Here is a 16,011-nt window from a genome sequence, read left to right as displayed (position 1 = left end):
CATGGACCAGCGCATCGACATCGACTGGACGTCCTGCCGGGGCCACGGCCTGTGCGCCGAACTCCTGCCGGAACATGTCACATCGGACGAGTGGGGCTACCCACTGGTCGACGGCACCCCGGTCCCGGCCCGTACCGTGGAACGAGCCCGCAGGGCGGCGGCGGACTGTCCGGTCCTCGCGTTCAGACTGACCGCACTCGGCGCACAGGTGAGAGGAGCAGGATGAACCTGCGAGACGACGCACAGGAGCTCCAGGGCGAACTGGCCGTTCTGCGCCGGTCGTTGCACCGGGAACCCGAGATCGGCCTGCACCTGCCCCGCACCCAGGAGAAGGTGCTCGCCGCGCTCGACGGACTGCCCCTGGAGATCGGCACCGGCGGCTCGCTGTCCTCGGTCACCGCCGTCCTGCGCGGGGGCGCGCCCGGCGCCCGCCGGGGCCCCGTCGTACTGCTCCGGGGCGACATGGACGCGCTGCCGGTCACCGAACGCACCGGCGCCGACTACTCCTCCCTGATCGACGGCGCCATGCACGCCTGCGGCCACGACCTGCACACCGCGGGCCTGGTGGGCGCCGCCCGACTCCTCGCCGGGCACCGCGAACACCTCGCCGGGGACGTGGTGTTCATGTTCCAGCCGGGGGAGGAGGGCTGGGACGGCGCCGGGCACATGATCGAGGAGGGTGTGCTGGAGGCGGCGGGCCGCCCGGTCGACGCCGCCTACGGGCTGCACGTCAGTTCGTCGTCGTACCCCACCGGTGTCTTCACCTCCCGCCCCGGGCCGCTGATGGCCGCGTCGGCGGGGCTGCATGTCCGGGTGGTCGGCGCCGGCGGCCACGGCTCACGGCCGCACGACTCCCTCGACCCCATCCAGGCGGCCTGCGAGATGGTCACCGCGCTGCAGACGATGGTGACCCGGCGGTTCGACGTCTTCGACCCGGTCGTGGTGACCATCGGCACCTTCCACGCGGGTACCCGGCGCAACATCATCCCCGACGACGCGGTCTTCGAGGCGACCATCCGGACCTTCTCAGAGACGGCCGCGGAGCGTGTCGCCGAGGTCTCCGTACGGCTCTGCCAGGACATCGCCACCGCCCACGGCCTCACCGCCGAGGCCGACTTCGTGCCGGAATACCCGGTCACCGTCAACCACGCGGCCGAGCACGACTTCCTCGCCGAGACGGTCCGCGAGACCTTCGGCGAGGAGCGGTTCGCGCAGATGAGCGACCCGATCACCGGCTCCGAGGACTTCTCCCGGGTCCTGGACCGGGTGCCGGGCGCCTTCGTCTTCCTCGGCGCCGACGCCACCGGCGACCCGGGCAGCGCCCCCACCAACCACTCCCCGCTCGCCGCGTTCGACGACAGGGTGCTCGCCGACGGGGCCGCCCTGCTCGCCGAACTCACCGTCCGCCGCCTCGACCGCCCCGCCTAGGGCGCGTTGCACGCCCTGGGAGGCGTCCGGTCCGTGCTCTCTCAGAGCCAGCCGGCGAACTCGAGCAGCAGCTCCGCGTCCCTCGGCCGGCCCACCCGCAGGGCCCGCACCCCGGACTCCACCGCACGGAACAACGTCCAGCCCCGCAGCCGCTCCTGGTCGACATCCAGCGACTCGGCGAGTCTCTTGATCCGCCGCCGAGTCGTGGCCGCCCCGCTCGGTGTGGCGATCAGGTCCTCCACCCGGTCCCGCACCAGCCGCGCCAGGTCGAACGCGCACTCACCGACCACCGGATCGGGCCCCACGGCCAGCCACGGCACCCGCTCACCCGCCAGCACCTTGCTCTGCCGGAACGTCCCGTGCAGCAACCGCTCCTCGGGCGGCGCGGCCAACAGCTCCGCCCGCGCGGCCAGAGCGGCGTCCACCAGTCCCGTCACCTCGCCGAAGCCACCCGTCCGCATCGCCTCGGCCTGCCGTCCCGTCCGCTGTTCCACGGTCTCGAAGACATGTCCGCCCGGCGGCTCCACCCACAGCCGCCGCAAGGTCCCCGCAGCCTCCAGCAGCGCCTTCGCCTCCGGCAGCGACCGCACCGACACATCCGGATGCAGCCGCTCCAGCAGCAGCACGCCCTCGGCGGCCGGCCCGTCGAGCAACTGCACGGCGCCGAGGCCGCCCCAGTGCGCGAGCGCGGCCCGCTCACTCTCCGGCCGGGCCCGGCGCGGCGCCAGCTTCAGCACGGCCGGGGCGCCGTCCGGCCGCCGCACCAGCACGACCAGGCTGCTCCGGCCGCCCGGCACCTGGACCCGCTCCACGGTCAACTCGCGTAGCTCGACGGCGTGTTCAGCCGTCTTCGGCAGCCTCTCCAACCACTCGTCACCGTCCGGGGCGCTCTCACCGAGCGCCCTCACCAGACGCTGCGGCGGTTCGAAAGCCATGCGCGAGTCGTTCCCTTCGAGTACGTGTTACGCGGTCGGCGTCGCCGAGGCCGAGCCGGTGGCCGCCCGCTCCGCGAGCCCAGGGAAGGCTACGCTCTCCCCGTTCCAGCGCACCGCACGCACCGCCGCCTCCCGCAGCGCCTCGGCCGCCGCGCGCCGCCGCTCACCCGCCGTCGCCCGGACCACGTCGGAGTACACCCCGGCCACCCGGTCCTCCAGCTCCGCCGCGAGCCGCACCGCCGCCGCCGAGTCCGGCACCGGGAACGGCAGCGCGTACGCCGCCGCAGCGGCCACCGGTGTGCCGCCGAGGTCCCGGATCTCACGTGTGAGGGCGTCACGCCGGGCGCGGTGGGCGTCGTAGGCCGAACGGGCCTCCGTGCGGCGGCCTTCCCTGATCCGCCCACCGACCACTCCGTACCCGTACACCGCCGCGTGCTCGGCGGCCAGCGCCTCTTGGAGCGCCTTCAGCTCCCGCTGCCCGCTCGCCGTCCCGCTCACCTGGCCCCCTCCGTCAGCAGATACGCGTGCACCGCCCCGGCCGCCGCCACGGAGGCCAGCAGCCGCGCCAGCTCGCCCGGCACCTCGACCAGCGCCGCCGTACGCCGGTCGGCGAGCGCCCGCTCGGCGGTGGCGAGCTCGACCAGGGCGTCCCTCTCGGTCGCCGGGGCGGACGGCGAGGGCGACGGGCGGTCGGACGGCGACGCGGACGGGGAGGCCGACGAGGAGGCGGAAGCGGTGGCACCGCCCTTTCCGACCGTCCCCCCGAACGCCTCCGCGTGCCGCACGACCTCCGCGCGCAGCGCCCGCACCCGCTCCGCCACCGACGGATGGGCCGCGATCACGGCGTCGTACCGCTCGACCAGCCCGACGCTGTCCCGCGCCGCCCGTGTGCGGACCCTCTCGGCGACGGACGGACTGCCCGCCGAGCTCTCCTCGGACTCCCCGGAACCACCTGAACAGCCCACCAACAGGGCGGCACCGGCGACCGAGGCGAACAGGGTTCTTCTCCGCGGCCCGGTCAGGGCGCGCGAGGGTGGGGGGTAGGGCACGGCTGACGTCCTCGGGGGGCTCGTACGAACACATGGGCGGGAGACCGGCCCGCCGCGGATCACGGTACCCGCGCACACCCGGAACGCATGTCACCGGCTCGATCACCCGCCCGAGGGGTCGGGCCCCGCGGCCAGCGGCACCCCCCACGACCCGATACCCTTTGACCAGACACGCGACCATCCCACAACAGCACACGCGGCCGAGGAGTCACCCGGATGAGCACCACCCAGAGCGAGAGGCTGCGAGAGCTCCTGGAACCGCTCGTCAGCTCCCAGGGCCTGGATCTCGAAGAGATCGCAGTCGACTCCATCGGCCGGAAGCGGGTGCTGCGCGTCGTCGTCGACTCCGACCACGGCGCCGATCTGGACGCCGTCGCCGATGTGAGCCGCGCGCTCTCGGCGAAGCTCGACGAGACGGACGCGATGGGCGAGGGGGAGTACACCCTCGAGGTCGGTACCCCCGGCGCCGAGCGCCTCCTGAAGGAACACCGGCACTACGTGCGTGCCCTGGACCGGCTGGTGAAGTTCCAACTGGCCGAGGGCGGGGAGCTGGTGGCCAGGATCACCGGGGTCGACGACGAGGGTGTGGACCTGGAGGTGCCCGGCGTCAAGGGGCGCAGGCCCACCAGCCGCCGGCTCGCCTTCTCCGGCATCGACAAGGCGCGTGTGCAGGTCGAGTTCAACCGCAAGGACAGCGACAAGTCAGAGCAGTCCGATCAGAAGGAAGAGGAGGCGTAGCCGTGGACATCGACATGAGTGCCCTGCGGGGCTTGGTACGGGAGAAGGAGATCTCCTTCGACCTGTTGGTCGAGGCGATCGAGTCGGCCCTCCTCATCGCCTACCACCGCACCGAGGGAAGCCACCGCCACGCGCGCGTGAAACTCGACCGGGACTCCGGGCACGTGGTCGTGTGGGCGAAGGAAGACCCCGAGGACCTCGAAGAGGGCCAGGAGCCCCGCGAGTTCGACGACACCCCGTCCGACTTCGGCCGTATCGCCGCCACCACCGCCAAGCAGGTCATCCTGCAGCGGCTGCGCGACGCCGAGGACGACGCGACCCTCGGCGAGTACGCGGGGCGCGAGGGCGACATCGTCATGGGAGTCGTCCAGCAGGGGCGCGACCCGAAGAACGTGCTCGTCGACATCGGCAAGCTGGAGGCCATCCTGCCGGTGCAGGAGCAGGTGCCCGGAGAGACGTACCCGCACGGCATGCGACTCAGGTCGTACGTCGTACGGGTGGCGCGCGGTGTCCGCGGCCCGTCCGTGACCCTCTCGCGCACCCATCCGGCCCTGGTGAAGAAGCTCTTCGCGCTGGAGGTGCCGGAGATCGCCGACGGGTCCGTCGAGATCGCCGCCATCGCCCGTGAGGCCGGTCACCGCACCAAGATCGCCGTCCGGTCCACCCGTTCGGGTCTGAACGCCAAGGGCGCCTGCATCGGCCCCATGGGCGGCCGGGTGCGCAACGTCATGGGCGAGCTGAACGGTGAGAAGATCGACATCGTCGACTGGTCGGACGACCCGGCCGAGATGGTGGCGAACGCGCTCTCCCCGGCCCGGGTCTCCAAGGTGGAGGTCGTCGACCTCGCCGCCCGCTCCGCGCGCGTGACCGTGCCGGACTACCAGCTGTCGCTGGCGATCGGCAAGGAAGGGCAGAACGCGCGGCTCGCGGCCCGGCTGACCGGCTGGCGGATCGACATCCGTCCGGACACCGAGCAGACCGAGCCGGCCGAGGAACCGCGCGAGGACCAGCGGGAGAGCCGGCGCGGAGACCGTCGCGGGGAATAGATCCAAGCCGCGCGGCGCTCAGATCACGTCAGGTTACCGCGCGGCAACTGTTCGAAGCCTGCCCCAAAGGGGTGAGGTCGGTTCGGGGAGGTAGACTTAGGAGTGTCTGGCCGGACGCGCGCCCGCGTATGCCCTGAACGCACCTGTGTGGGGTGCCGGGAGCGAGCCGCCAAGACTGATCTGCTGCGGATCGTGGCGATCAAGGACGAGTGCGTCCCTGATCCTCGCGGTACGCTGCCCGGCCGGGGTGCGTATGTACACCCCGCCCTGGTCTGTCTCGACCAGGCGGTGCGCCGCCGGGCGTTCACGCGGGCGCTGCGCGCCCCGGGAGCGCTCGACATTAAGGCGTTGCGCCGACACGTCGAGCAGTCAGAGAGTTGCTGAGCAGGCAACACCGTAAGAAGCGTCGTGCGGAACCGCCGTGCGGCCCAGGTACCCCGCGAGTTGGAAGTAGGTCGAGATTGCGATGAGCACTCGATGAGCACGCGATGAGTACGCCCATGAAGTAGCGACGGTCCGGACGCAACCCGGACCTAAAAGGAGCGAAGTGGCTAAGGTCCGGGTATACGAACTCGCCAAGGAGTTCGGTGTGGAGAGCAAGGTCGTCATGGCCAAGCTCCAGGAACTCGGTGAATTCGTCCGTTCGGCGTCTTCGACCATCGAAGCGCCCGTCGTCCGCAAACTGACGGACGCCCTCCAGCAGGGCAACGGAGGCGGCAAGTCCGCCCCCGCACGCAAGGCCGCCCCGGCTCGTCCGGCGGCCCCCTCCCCGGCGCAGGCAGCCCGTCCGGCCGCCCCGCGCCCACCGGCTCCGAAGCCGGCCGCCGCCGAGAAGCCCGCGGCTGCCGCCGCGCCGGTCTCTCCCGCCGCGCCGGTCTCTCCGGGCGCCCGTCCCACCCCGGGCCCGAAGCCCGCGCCGCGGCCCGCCCCGGCGTCCCCGGCTCCGACCACGCCCGAGTTCACCGCGCCGCCGTCGGCTCCCGCCGCGCCGGCCGCCTCCCAGGGCCAGGGCTCCGGCCCGCGTCCGGGCGCCCCGCGTCCGGCCGGCCAGGCCGCGCGTCCCGGCGCTCCCCGTCCGGGTGGTCCCGGTCAGGGCGGCCAGGGCCGCGGTGACCGCGGCGAGCGTCCCGGCGCCCCGCGTCCGGGTGGCCAGGCGCCGCGTCCCGGCGCCCGTCCGGCCGGTCCCCGTCCCGGCAACAACCCCTTCACCTCCGGCGGCTCCACCGGCATGGCGCGTCCCCAGACGCCCCGTCCGGGCGGTGCCCCGCGTCCCGGCGGCCCGGGTGCCCCGGGTGGCGCCCCGCGTCCGCAGGGTGCCGGTCAGGGCGGTCCCCGTCCCCAGGGCGCGGCGGGCGGTCCCCGTCCGCAGGCTCCGGGCGGCGCGCGTCCGACCCCGGGCGGCATGCCCCGTCCGCAGGGCGGTCCCCGTCCCGGCGGCGGCCCCGGCGGCCCGCGTCCCAACCCCGGCATGATGCCGCAGCGTCCCGCTGCGGGCCCGCGTCCCGGCGGCGGTGGCCCCGGCGGCCGCGGTCCCGGTGGCGGCGGCGGTCGTCCCGGTGGTGGCGGCGGTCGTCCCGGCGGCGGTGGCGGCTTCGCCCGTCCCGGCGGCGGTGGCGGCGGCGGTGGCTTCGCCGGCCGTCCCGGCGGTCCCGGTGGCGGTGGCGGCGGTGGCTTCGCCGGTCGTCCCGGCGGTCCCGGCGCGGGTGCCGGCGGCGGTGGCCGTCCCGGCTTCGGCGGTCGTCCCGGTGGTCCGGGCGGTCGCGGTGGCACACAGGGCGCCTTCGGCCGTCCCGGTGGTCCCGCGCGTCGCGGCCGCAAGTCGAAGCGGCAGAGGCGCCAGGAGTACGAGGCCATGCAGGCCCCGAGCGTCGGCGGCGTGATGCTGCCGCGCGGCAACGGCGAGAGCATCCGTCTCTCCCGTGGCGCGTCGCTCACGGACTTCGCGGAGAAGATCAACGCCAACCCGGCGTCGCTCGTCGCGGTCATGATGAACCTCGGCGAGATGGTCACGGCCACGCAGTCCGTCTCCGACGAGACGCTGCAGCTCCTCGCCGGCGAGATGAACTACACGGTTCAGATCGTCAGCCCCGAGGAGGAGGACCGTGAGCTGCTCGAGTCCTTCGACATCGAGTTCGGCGAGGACGAGGGCGGCGAGGAGGACCTGGTCGTCCGTCCGCCGGTCGTGACCGTCATGGGTCACGTCGACCACGGTAAGACCCGACTGCTCGACGCCATCCGCAAGACCAACGTCATCGCGGGCGAGGCCGGCGGCATCACCCAGCACATCGGTGCCTACCAGGTCGCGACCGAGGTCAACGACGAAGAGCGCAAGATCACCTTCATCGACACCCCGGGTCACGAGGCGTTCACCGCCATGCGTGCCCGTGGTGCGAAGTCGACCGACATCGCGATCCTGGTCGTCGCGGCCAACGACGGCGTCATGCCGCAGACGGTCGAGGCGCTCAACCACGCCAAGGCGGCCGACGTCCCGATCGTCGTCGCGGTCAACAAGATCGACGTCGAGGGCGCCGACCCGACCAAGGTGCGCGGTCAGCTCACCGAGTACGGGCTGGTGGCCGAGGAGTACGGCGGCGACACCATGTTCGTCGACATCTCCGCCAAGCAGGGTCTGCACATCGACTCCCTGCTGGAGGCCGTGGTCCTCACCGCGGACGCCTCGCTCGACCTGCGGGCCAACCCGAACCAGGACGCGCAGGGCATCTCCATCGAGTCCCGTCTCGACCGCGGCCGCGGTGCCGTGTCGACGGTCCTCGTCCAGCGAGGCACCCTGCGGGTCGGCGACACGATGGTCGTGGGCGACGCCTACGGTCGCGTCCGCGCCATGCTCGACGACAACGGCAACAACGTCGCCGAGGCCGGCCCCTCGACGCCGGTCCAGGTCCTCGGCCTGACCAACGTCCCGGGTGCGGGCGACAACTTCCTGGTGGTCGACGAGGACCGTACGGCCCGTCAGATCGCCGAGAAGCGTGCCGCCCGTGAGCGCAACGCCGCGTTCGCCAAGCGCACGCGCCGTGTCTCCCTCGAGGACCTGGACAAGGTGCTCAAGGCCGGCGAGGTCCAGCAGCTCAACCTCATCATCAAGGGTGACGCTTCTGGTTCCGTCGAGGCGCTCGAGTCCTCCCTGCTCCAGCTGGACGTCGGCGAAGAGGTCGACATCCGCGTCCTGCACCGCGGTGTCGGTGCGGTCACGGAGTCGGACATCGACCTGGCGATGGGCTCCGACGCCATCGTGATCGGCTTCAACGTCCGCGCGGCCGGCCGCGCGGCGCAGATGGCCGAGCGCGAGGGTGTGGACGTCCGCTACTACTCGGTCATCTACCAGGCGATCGAGGAGATCGAGGCGGCCCTCAAGGGCATGCTCAAGCCGGAGTACGAAGAGGTCGAGCTCGGTACGGCGGAGATCCGCGAGGTCTTCAAGTCGTCCAAGCTGGGCAACATCGCGGGTGTTCTCATCCGCTCCGGCGAGGTCAAGCGCAACACCAAGGCGCGCCTGGTCCGCGACGGCAAGGTCATCGCGGAGAACCTCAACATCGAGGGCCTGCGTCGCTTCAAGGACGATGTCACCGAGATCCGCGAAGGGTTCGAGGGCGGTATCAACCTCGGCAACTTCAACGACATCAAGGTCGACGACGTCATCGCGACGTACGAGATGCGCGAGAAGCCGCGCGTCTGACCGTCACAGCACGCGATCGGGGCCGATCGGCGGAGCACTTCCCTCCGGGAATTTCCGTCGATCGGCCCCGGCCGTTGCGTGTACGGTTCCCGTATCGGCGTCGAAGCGTGGCGCCCATACCCCGAACCGGCGGGAGATCCGGACACACACATGTATGTGGGGACTCTGTCCTTCGACCTGCTCCTCGGCGACGTCCACTCGCTGAAGGAGAAACGCTCTCTCGTCCGTCCGATCGTGGCCGAGCTCCAGCGCAAGTACGCGGTGAGCGCGGCGGAGACGGGCAGTCAGAACCTCCATCGCCGGGCCGAGATCGGGCTCGCGGTGGTCTCCGGGGACACGGGACACCTCACCGACGTACTGGACCGCTGCGAGCGCATGGTCGCCGCGCGGCCCGAGGTGGAACTGCTCTCGGTTCGACGCAGGCTCCACAGCGACGAAGACTGAAGCAAGACGTAAGCACTTAAGGAGACGGACCAGTGGCCGACAACGCGCGTGCCAAGAGGCTGGCGGACCTCATCCGAGAGGTGGTGGCCCAGAAGCTGCAGCGCGGGATCAAGGACCCGCGGCTCGGCTCGCACGTCACCATCACGGACACCCGGGTCACCGGGGACCTGAGGGAGGCGACCGTCTTCTACACCGTGTACGGGGACGACGAGGAGCGGGCCGCGGCGGCCGCCGGACTGGAGAGCGCCAAGGGTGTGCTGCGCTCCGCCGTCGGCGCGGCGGCGGGCGTGAAGTTCACGCCGACGCTCACCTTCGTGGCGGACGCCCTGCCGGACACCGCCCGGACCATCGAGGACCTCCTCGACAAGGCGCGCCAGTCCGACGAGAAGGTGCGCGAGGTCTCGGCCGGCGCCACCTACGCCGGCGAGGCGGACCCGTACAAGAAGCCGGGCGACGAGGACGAGACGGACGACACCGCCGAATGACCCAGACCAACCGGACGCCCGACGGGCTTGTCATCGTCGACAAGCCGTCGGGCTTCACTTCGCACGACGTCGTCGCCAAGATGCGCGGCATCGCCCGGACGCGCCGCGTCGGGCACGCGGGCACCCTCGACCCGATGGCGACGGGCGTGCTCGTCCTGGGCGTCGAGAAGGCGACCAAGCTCCTCGGCCACCTGGCGCTGACCGAGAAGGAGTACGTGGGCACGGTCCGCCTCGGGCAGACGACCCTGACCGACGACGCGGAGGGCGAGATCACGGGGTCGGCAGACGCCTCGAAGGTCACCCGGGACGCGATCGACGCCGGGATCGCCAAGCTGAGCGGCGCCATCATGCAGGTGCCGTCCAAGGTCAGCGCCATCAAGATCGACGGCGTGCGGTCCTACAAACGGGCCCGTGAGGGCGAGGAGTTCGAGATCCCGGCGAGGCCGGTCACCGTCTCGTCCTTCGCGGTCTACGACGTCCGGGACGCGGTCGCCGAGGACGGCACCCCCGTCCTCGATCTGGTCGTCTCGGTGGTCTGCTCCTCCGGCACCTACATCCGGGCGCTCGCCCGTGACCTCGGCGCGGACCTGGGGGTGGGCGGCCATCTCACCGCGCTGCGCCGGACGCGTGTGGGCCCGTACAAGCTGGACGCGGCGAAGACGCTGGAGCAGTTGCAGCAGGAGCTGACCGTCATGCCGATCGCGGACGCGGCGACGGCGGCCTTCCCGCGCTGGCAGGTCGACGCCAAGCGGGCCCGGCTGCTCACCAACGGCGTACGCCTGGAGATGCCCGACGAGTACGCGGCCGGCGGACCGGTCGCCGTCTTCGACCCCGAGGGACGGTTCCTGGCACTGGTCGAGGCGCAGAAGGGCAAGGCCAAGAGCCTGGCCGTCTTCGGCTGACGCTCCGTACGGGTTCCCCGAGGCTGCCCGACCGTGGAGCGGCGATCACGGGGTTGTGCCGCCGCTCCACGGTCCCCCCTCGGTTCCCCCACCCCTAGGGTGTATCCACCGACCCCCGCATGTTCACCCGCCCGGGCAGGCGCTCGGAGTGAACCGGGGGAGCGGAAGGGGGCGCTTTCACCGCGCGATCTGTCCCGCCGATCACCCCGCGCCTAACGTCGGCAACAGGGCACAGATGTACGGCGGCAGGTGCACAGCGGGAGGTTCGCCATGGCGGGACGGGGCCCGCGAGCCGGGAGCGGACGCGGGGCGACGGAGACGGCTCGGGGGGCTGGGGACGCGGCTTGGGGGAGGGCGGACCCGGGCCGGGACGCGGCGGATGCGGTTCGCGGGGCTGCGGGCGGGGTCCGGGGTACGACGAACTGGGCTGGCGGGGCTGCGGGCGCGGCTCTTGGGGCGGCGGACGGGGGTCGGGTTGAGGCGGACCCGGTTCGGGGGACGGCGAACGGGGCTGGTGGGGCTGCGGGCGCGGCTCGGGGTACGGCGGGCGGGGTTCGGGTGTCGGGGGGTGTTGGTTCCGGCGGTCTTGTGGGGGTCCGGGATCTTGCCGGGCGGCTCAAGGGCACCGGCTTCGTCGCCGACCATCTCGGCACGGTGATCACCAGCCATGAGGTGGTCGACGGTCTGCCCGGGCTGGTGCTGCACGCCGACGGGGACCGGAGTTGTCTCGTGACCGCGGACGCGGTGACCGCCCTGCCGGAGCTGGACCTGGCGCTCGTACGGACCGAAGGGCTCGGTGTCGAGCCGCTGCCCGTCGCCGTCCGGGACCACGTCGAGACCGGGACCTATGTCCGGCTCGCCGCCGGGTGCTGGCGCGAGGCGCGCGTGCTCGGGACGGCGTCCGTGACCTACGCGGCGACGGACCGTTTCCGGCTCCTCGACGCGCTGGAGCTGGCGATCGGCACGGCGGGGCAGGACGCGCTGCGGCTCGGAGGTGGGGCGGCCGGGGGACCGGTGCTCGACAGCGAGACCGGTGCGGTCGTCGCCGTCCTCGGCACGGCCCTGCAGTCCGGCCACCGGGACACCGGTTGTTACGCCGTCCCCCTGCGCTCCGGCTCCAGTGCGACGCTGGCCGAGTTGCTCACCCGCAACGCGGCCACCGTCCCCGCCTACGGAGCCGACCTCAACCTGGCCGGGGTACTGGAGCTGACGGGCACCTCCGTGGGGCAGGACGGCCCGCCGGGGGCGCTCGCGGGACACGCGGGGCGGGCCGGCGCCGGGGGAGCGGAGCCGGACGGTGGCGGGCCGGGAGCGGCTCGGCGCGTCGAACGTGCCGCCGTGGCAAGGGAGTTCGCCGCGTTCGACAACGGAGCGGCGCTCGTCCTCGCCCTGGTGGGCAACCCCGGCAGCGGCCGTACGACGGAACTCGCGGCGCTCGCCGCCCGCCGTCACCGCGGCCCTGAACCGGCTCCCACGCTGTGGCTGCGCGGGGCCGACCTGCGCGACGACGACACCTCGGTCGCGGACGCCGTACAGCGGGCTCTGACCCGGGCCGCGCGGATCGTGGCGGCGTCCGGCTCCTCCGGGGTGAGGGACCTCGGGGACCTCGGTCCGGACCGTCTGGCGCAGGTCGCCCGCGCCGCCGGGCGGCCCCTGCTGCTCCTCCTGGACGGACCGGAGGAGATGCCCCCGGTCCTCGCCCACCGCCTGGGGGAGTGGACCCGGGGCACGACGAGCTGGCTGCGGGAGACCGGGGCACGGCTGGTGGTGGCCTGCCGGGCGGAGTACTGGGAGGCGGCGGGCGCGGAGTTCCCGTACGAACTGCTCCACGGCGGCGAGGGCGGCGCCGGGGCCGATCACCGTTTCCCTCCCTGCACGCGCCTGGGTGACTTCACCGGTGACGAGGCCCGCGAGGCGCGCGCCCGCCACCGCGTTCCCGAGGACGCCCTTCTCGGCCCGGACGCCCGCCACCCCCTCACCCTCCGTCTGCTGTCCGAGGTCCGTGCCGCCCTGCCCGACACCCCGCACGCCACCGTCGACCGGGACGAGGTCTTCTCGGCCCATCTGGACCTGATGTGCCTGCGCGTCGCCGTCCGCCTCGCCGCCGAGAACGGCCTGCGCGGCACCGCCGTCCGCCGTCTCGCGGCCCGGGTCTCCGGCCAGGTCCACGAGGCCGCCCGGCGCAGCCTCGGCCCGGGCCAGGGCGAACTGGACCGGAAGGCGTTCGAGGCGGTGTTCCCCTGGGGGCAGGCCCCGGCGCGGCTCGGCGGCGGGACCGGCTGGGCGTCCGCGGTCCTCACCGAGGGTCTCCTCGTCCCCGCCGGCACCGGATACCGCTTCGCCCACGAGGAACTCGCCGACTGGATCCAGGGCATGCACCTCGACCTCGACGAGGCGCTGCGCGCCCTGGTCCACCGTCGCCGTACGGACTCCGACGCGGACCGCTCCCTGCCCGTGCCGCACCACCGCATCGGCCCCGTCGTCCAGGCCCTGCTGCTCCTCGCCAGGGAAGGCGGCACCGCCCGGCTCGCGGGCCGCCTGGAGGAGTTGGCCCAGGCGCTGGAGGCCGACCCGCACTCCTGGTGGCCGGCCCACCTCCTCACCGAGACACTGCTGCGGGTGCCGGACGCGAGCCCCTATCTGGGAGTGCTGCGACGACTGGCGGACTGGCTGGCGACCAAGGCGCCGGAGATGGCTCAGGCGGCTCAGGCGGCTCAGACGGTTCAGACGGCGGAGGCAGCGGAGGCTGCGGACGCGACGGCGCACAGGGGCACTTCGGCGCCCGCTCCCGGCGACGGTCCGGCCCTCCTCCCCGCCACCACCGCCTTCGCCCCCGCCTTCTGGACCGCCCTCCCCCTGCCGGAGGCACCCCGCTTCGACCTCCTCCGCCGTCTCCTCCTCGCCGACGGCCCCCCGGAACCCACCGCCACCACCCCGTCCGCCGCACCCGCCCCCCGCTTCCTCGACACCGTCTCCCGTCTGCTCGCCGCCGACCCCACCGCCGTACAGCCGCTCCTCACCGGCTGGTTCGACGACGACCGGCCGCTCCCCGCGACTCCGCACGCGACCGTCGCCAAGGCCGCGCAGGCGCTGTTGCACACGCATCGGCATCTCGCGCTGGACGATCTCACCGAGGCGCTGGTGGAGTGCGCGCACCGGCGGGGCGACGAGTTGCTGGCGGTGCTCGCGGAGGACGAGCCGTCGGCGGTGTGCCGGGCCGTGGACCGGTGGGCGCACGACGAGCGGCCGGCGCGGCGGGTGGCCGCGGTGACGTACGGACTCCGGGCGGCCCCGCACGTGCGTACCGACGCCGACCGTGAACTGCTCCGGTACGCCGCCCTCGCCCTGCTCGCCCGCCCCGCCGACTGCACCCTGCACGGCGGCGCGCTCGCCCTCCTCGTCCGCGACCCGCGGACCCGGGCCCGTCATCTCCCGCAGGCGCTGCGGCACTTCGCGGCCGGCGACCCGCACTTCCCGCCGAGCGCGCTCGTCTCTGCCCTCAAGACCCACCCCGAGCCCGTGCTCGACGCGTTCCGGGCGCGGCTCGCCGGACCGGACGCCGGGGCGGCGCTGCGTACGCTCGCCGACGTCACCACGCCCCCGCTGGCCCGCCGCGTCGCGGCGCTGGTGCGGGAGGCCGTCGAGCGGCGCCCGGAGACGGCCGCCGACGTGGCCGCGTACGTCGACCGGCGGCTCGACCAGGGCGCGGGGGCGCGCGCCGTCCTCCTCCCGCTCGTGACCGGGCTGCTGGACGGCGGCCCCGAGGACGTACGGGCCGCGCTCGCCGCCGTACTCGCCGTCCCCGGCACCCCGGCCTCCCGTCCGCTGCGCCGTGAACTCCTGGAGTTCCTGCTGGCTCACGAGCACGCCCCGGCCGTCCTGGACGCCCTGCTGCACGCCGTCGCCGTGCACACCGGCGACGAGATCCGCGACCTCGTCCACCGCACCGGACTGCTGCTGGCGCGCACACCGGACGGCGCGGCCCGTTTCGACCGCGGTCTGGTCGATCTGGGCCGGCGGGTCCCGGGCTTCGCGGCCCGGATGGCGGGCTGGCTGACGGACGCCCCGCAGACCTGGGCGGCGGTGGTCGGACCCAGTACCCGCCGGATGATCGGGAACCTGTCGGGCGTACGAGTGCCCGCCTGAGCCCGGGCCGTCACGTGCGTCGGGTCACAGGCTCCATGCCGATGCGGGCGGGAGGGGCCGGGCATGGCACCCTTAGTCCTGCGTAAGAGGTCGGTAGATACGGACACGGGTTCGAGGAGCGGTCACAGTGCAGCGCTGGCGTGGCTTGGAGGACATCCCCGAGGACTGGGGGCGCAGCGTCGTCACCATCGGTTCCTACGACGGGGTGCACCGCGGGCACCAGCTGATCATCCGGCATGCCGTGGACCGCGCCCGTGAGCTGGGCGTCCCCTCCGTGGTCGTCACCTTCGACCCGCACCCCAGCGAGGTGGTCCGCCCCGGCAGCCACCCGCCCCTGCTCGCCCCGCACCACCGCCGCGCCGAGCTGATGGCGGAGCTGGGCGTGGACGCGGTCCTGATCCTCCCGTTCACCACCGAGTTCTCGAAGCTGTCGCCGGCCGAGTTCGTCGTCAAGGTCCTGGTCGACAAGCTGCACGCCAAGGCGGTCGTCGAGGGCCCCAACTTCCGCTTCGGCCACAAGGCCGCGGGCCACGTCGACTTCCTCGCCGAGCAGGGCAAGGTCTACGACTTCGAGGTCGAGGTCGTCGACCTGTACGTGAGCGGGGAGGCCGGGGGCGGCGAGCCGTTCTCGTCCACGCTCACCCGCCGCCTCGTCGCCGAGGGGGATGTCGAGGGGGCCGCCGAGATCCTGGGACGCCCGCACCGCGTGGAGGGCGTGGTCGTCCGGGGCGCCCAGCGCGGCCGTGAACTCGGCTTCCCCACCGCCAACGTCGAGACCCTGCCGCACACCGCCATCCCGGCCGACGGTGTCTACGCCGGCTGGCTGCACGTGGCGGGCGAGGCGATGCCGGCCGCCATCTCCGTCGGCACCAACCCGCAGTTCGACGGCACCGAGCGCACGGTCGAGGCGTACGCCATCGACCGCGTCGGCCTCGACCTGTACGGGCTGCATGTGGCCGTCGACTTCCTCGCCTACGTCCGCGGTCAGGCGAAGTTCGACTCGCTGGAGGCCCTGCTGGTGCAGATGGCCGAGGACGTGAAGCGCTGCCGTCAGCTCGTGGCGGCCGCCGAGTAGCCGTTCGTACGAAGCCGAGGGGGCCGGTGCCGCGCGGCGAGAACGGCCCGTGAACGGTGGCTCGGCTTC

General features: G+C 73.4%; 14 protein-coding genes. 11 read left to right on the top strand and 3 right to left on the bottom strand.

Annotated elements, in window-relative coordinates; translation table 11 throughout:
• Position 1: 1 nt before the first annotated feature.
• On the top strand, positions 2–226 hold the full coding sequence (locus ABZT17_RS20710) for a ferredoxin (RefSeq protein WP_356350849.1): 225 nt from the start codon (positions 2–4) through the stop codon (positions 224–226).
• Complete coding sequence (locus tag ABZT17_RS20705; protein WP_356350848.1) at positions 223–1,428, top strand: M20 family metallopeptidase; 1,206 nt, start codon at positions 223–225, stop codon at positions 1,426–1,428. Before ABZT17_RS20710 ends, ABZT17_RS20705 begins: the two co-directional genes overlap by 4 nt.
• Positions 1,429–1,469: 41 nt before the next feature.
• Here the strand turns inward: ABZT17_RS20705 and ABZT17_RS20700 are convergent, their stop codons facing one another.
• Genes ABZT17_RS20700 through ABZT17_RS20690 form a run of 3 tightly spaced genes read right to left on the bottom strand, consistent with a single transcriptional unit; the run spans position 1,470 to position 3,412 of the window.
• Positions 1,470–2,363, bottom strand: coding sequence for an aminoglycoside phosphotransferase family protein (locus tag ABZT17_RS20700; RefSeq protein ID WP_356350847.1), 894 nt, complete (start codon positions 2,361–2,363; stop codon positions 1,470–1,472).
• A gap of 27 nt (positions 2,364–2,390) precedes the next feature.
• A complete protein-coding gene (locus ABZT17_RS20695) occupies positions 2,391–2,861 on the bottom strand; it encodes a ferritin-like domain-containing protein (RefSeq protein WP_356350845.1) in 471 nt (156 codons plus the stop codon).
• Entirely contained in the window at positions 2,858–3,412 is a 555-nt protein-coding gene (locus ABZT17_RS20690) for a hypothetical protein (RefSeq protein WP_356350843.1), read from the bottom strand. Before ABZT17_RS20690 ends, ABZT17_RS20695 begins: the two co-directional genes overlap by 4 nt.
• A 216-nt stretch (positions 3,413–3,628) precedes the next feature.
• On the opposite strand from ABZT17_RS20690, the gene rimP reads away from it, so the two are divergent.
• The 9 genes from rimP (at position 3,629) to ABZT17_RS20645 (ending at position 15,942) form a co-directional block, all read left to right on the top strand.
• Complete coding sequence (gene rimP, locus ABZT17_RS20685; protein WP_356350841.1) at positions 3,629–4,150, top strand: ribosome maturation factor RimP; 522 nt, start codon at positions 3,629–3,631, stop codon at positions 4,148–4,150.
• A gap of 2 nt (positions 4,151–4,152) precedes the next feature.
• On the top strand, positions 4,153–5,196 hold the full coding sequence (gene nusA, locus ABZT17_RS20680; protein WP_356350840.1) for a transcription termination factor NusA: 1,044 nt from the start codon (positions 4,153–4,155) through the stop codon (positions 5,194–5,196).
• 102 nt (positions 5,197–5,298) lie between these two features.
• On the top strand, positions 5,299–5,580 hold the full coding sequence (locus ABZT17_RS20675; protein ID WP_356350838.1) for a YlxR family protein: 282 nt from the start codon (positions 5,299–5,301) through the stop codon (positions 5,578–5,580).
• 163 nt (positions 5,581–5,743) lie between these two features.
• Complete coding sequence (gene infB, locus ABZT17_RS20670; RefSeq protein ID WP_356350837.1) at positions 5,744–8,890, top strand: translation initiation factor IF-2; 3,147 nt, start codon at positions 5,744–5,746, stop codon at positions 8,888–8,890.
• A 150-nt stretch (positions 8,891–9,040) separates the two neighbouring features.
• Positions 9,041–9,334, top strand: a complete 294-nt coding sequence (locus ABZT17_RS20665; protein WP_356350835.1) for a DUF503 domain-containing protein — start codon at positions 9,041–9,043, stop codon at positions 9,332–9,334.
• Between the two features lie 32 nt (positions 9,335–9,366).
• On the top strand, positions 9,367–9,819 hold the full coding sequence (gene rbfA, locus ABZT17_RS20660) for a 30S ribosome-binding factor RbfA (RefSeq protein WP_356350834.1): 453 nt from the start codon (positions 9,367–9,369) through the stop codon (positions 9,817–9,819).
• Positions 9,816–10,721, top strand: a complete 906-nt coding sequence (gene truB, locus ABZT17_RS20655; protein ID WP_356350832.1) for a tRNA pseudouridine(55) synthase TruB — start codon at positions 9,816–9,818, stop codon at positions 10,719–10,721. The genes rbfA and truB overlap by 4 nt, the downstream gene beginning before the upstream one ends.
• A 588-nt stretch (positions 10,722–11,309) precedes the next feature.
• Positions 11,310–14,867 carry a trypsin-like peptidase domain-containing protein gene (locus tag ABZT17_RS20650; RefSeq protein WP_356350831.1) on the top strand — a complete coding sequence of 1,186 codons (3,558 nt, stop codon included), beginning with the start codon at positions 11,310–11,312 and terminating at the stop codon, positions 14,865–14,867.
• Between the two features lie 127 nt (positions 14,868–14,994).
• Positions 14,995–15,942, top strand: coding sequence for a bifunctional riboflavin kinase/FAD synthetase (locus ABZT17_RS20645; RefSeq protein ID WP_356350830.1), 948 nt, complete (start codon positions 14,995–14,997; stop codon positions 15,940–15,942).
• The last annotated feature ends 69 nt before the right edge of the window (positions 15,943–16,011 follow it).

It is taken from the genome of Streptomyces sp. NPDC005648 (genome assembly GCF_040605395.1).
In the GTDB taxonomy this organism is placed as follows: domain Bacteria; phylum Actinomycetota; class Actinomycetes; order Streptomycetales; family Streptomycetaceae; genus Streptomyces.
Note: the sequence above shows the minus strand (reverse complement) of the source record. Positions and strands in the feature narration are given on the sequence as shown.

Coding starts and splice junctions, on each gene's coding strand:
- rimP (WP_356350841.1), top strand. CDS start 3,629: ATGAGCACCACCCAGAGCGAGAGGCTGCGAGAGCTCCTGGAACCGCTC.
- ABZT17_RS20700 (WP_356350847.1), bottom strand. CDS start 2,363: ATGGCTTTCGAACCGCCGCAGCGTCTGGTGAGGGCGCTCGGTGAGAGC.
- ABZT17_RS20705 (WP_356350848.1), top strand. CDS start 223: ATGAACCTGCGAGACGACGCACAGGAGCTCCAGGGCGAACTGGCCGTT.
- ABZT17_RS20710 (WP_356350849.1), top strand. CDS start 2: ATGGACCAGCGCATCGACATCGACTGGACGTCCTGCCGGGGCCACGGC.
- ABZT17_RS20665 (WP_356350835.1), top strand. CDS start 9,041: ATGTATGTGGGGACTCTGTCCTTCGACCTGCTCCTCGGCGACGTCCAC.
- truB (WP_356350832.1), top strand. CDS start 9,816: ATGACCCAGACCAACCGGACGCCCGACGGGCTTGTCATCGTCGACAAG.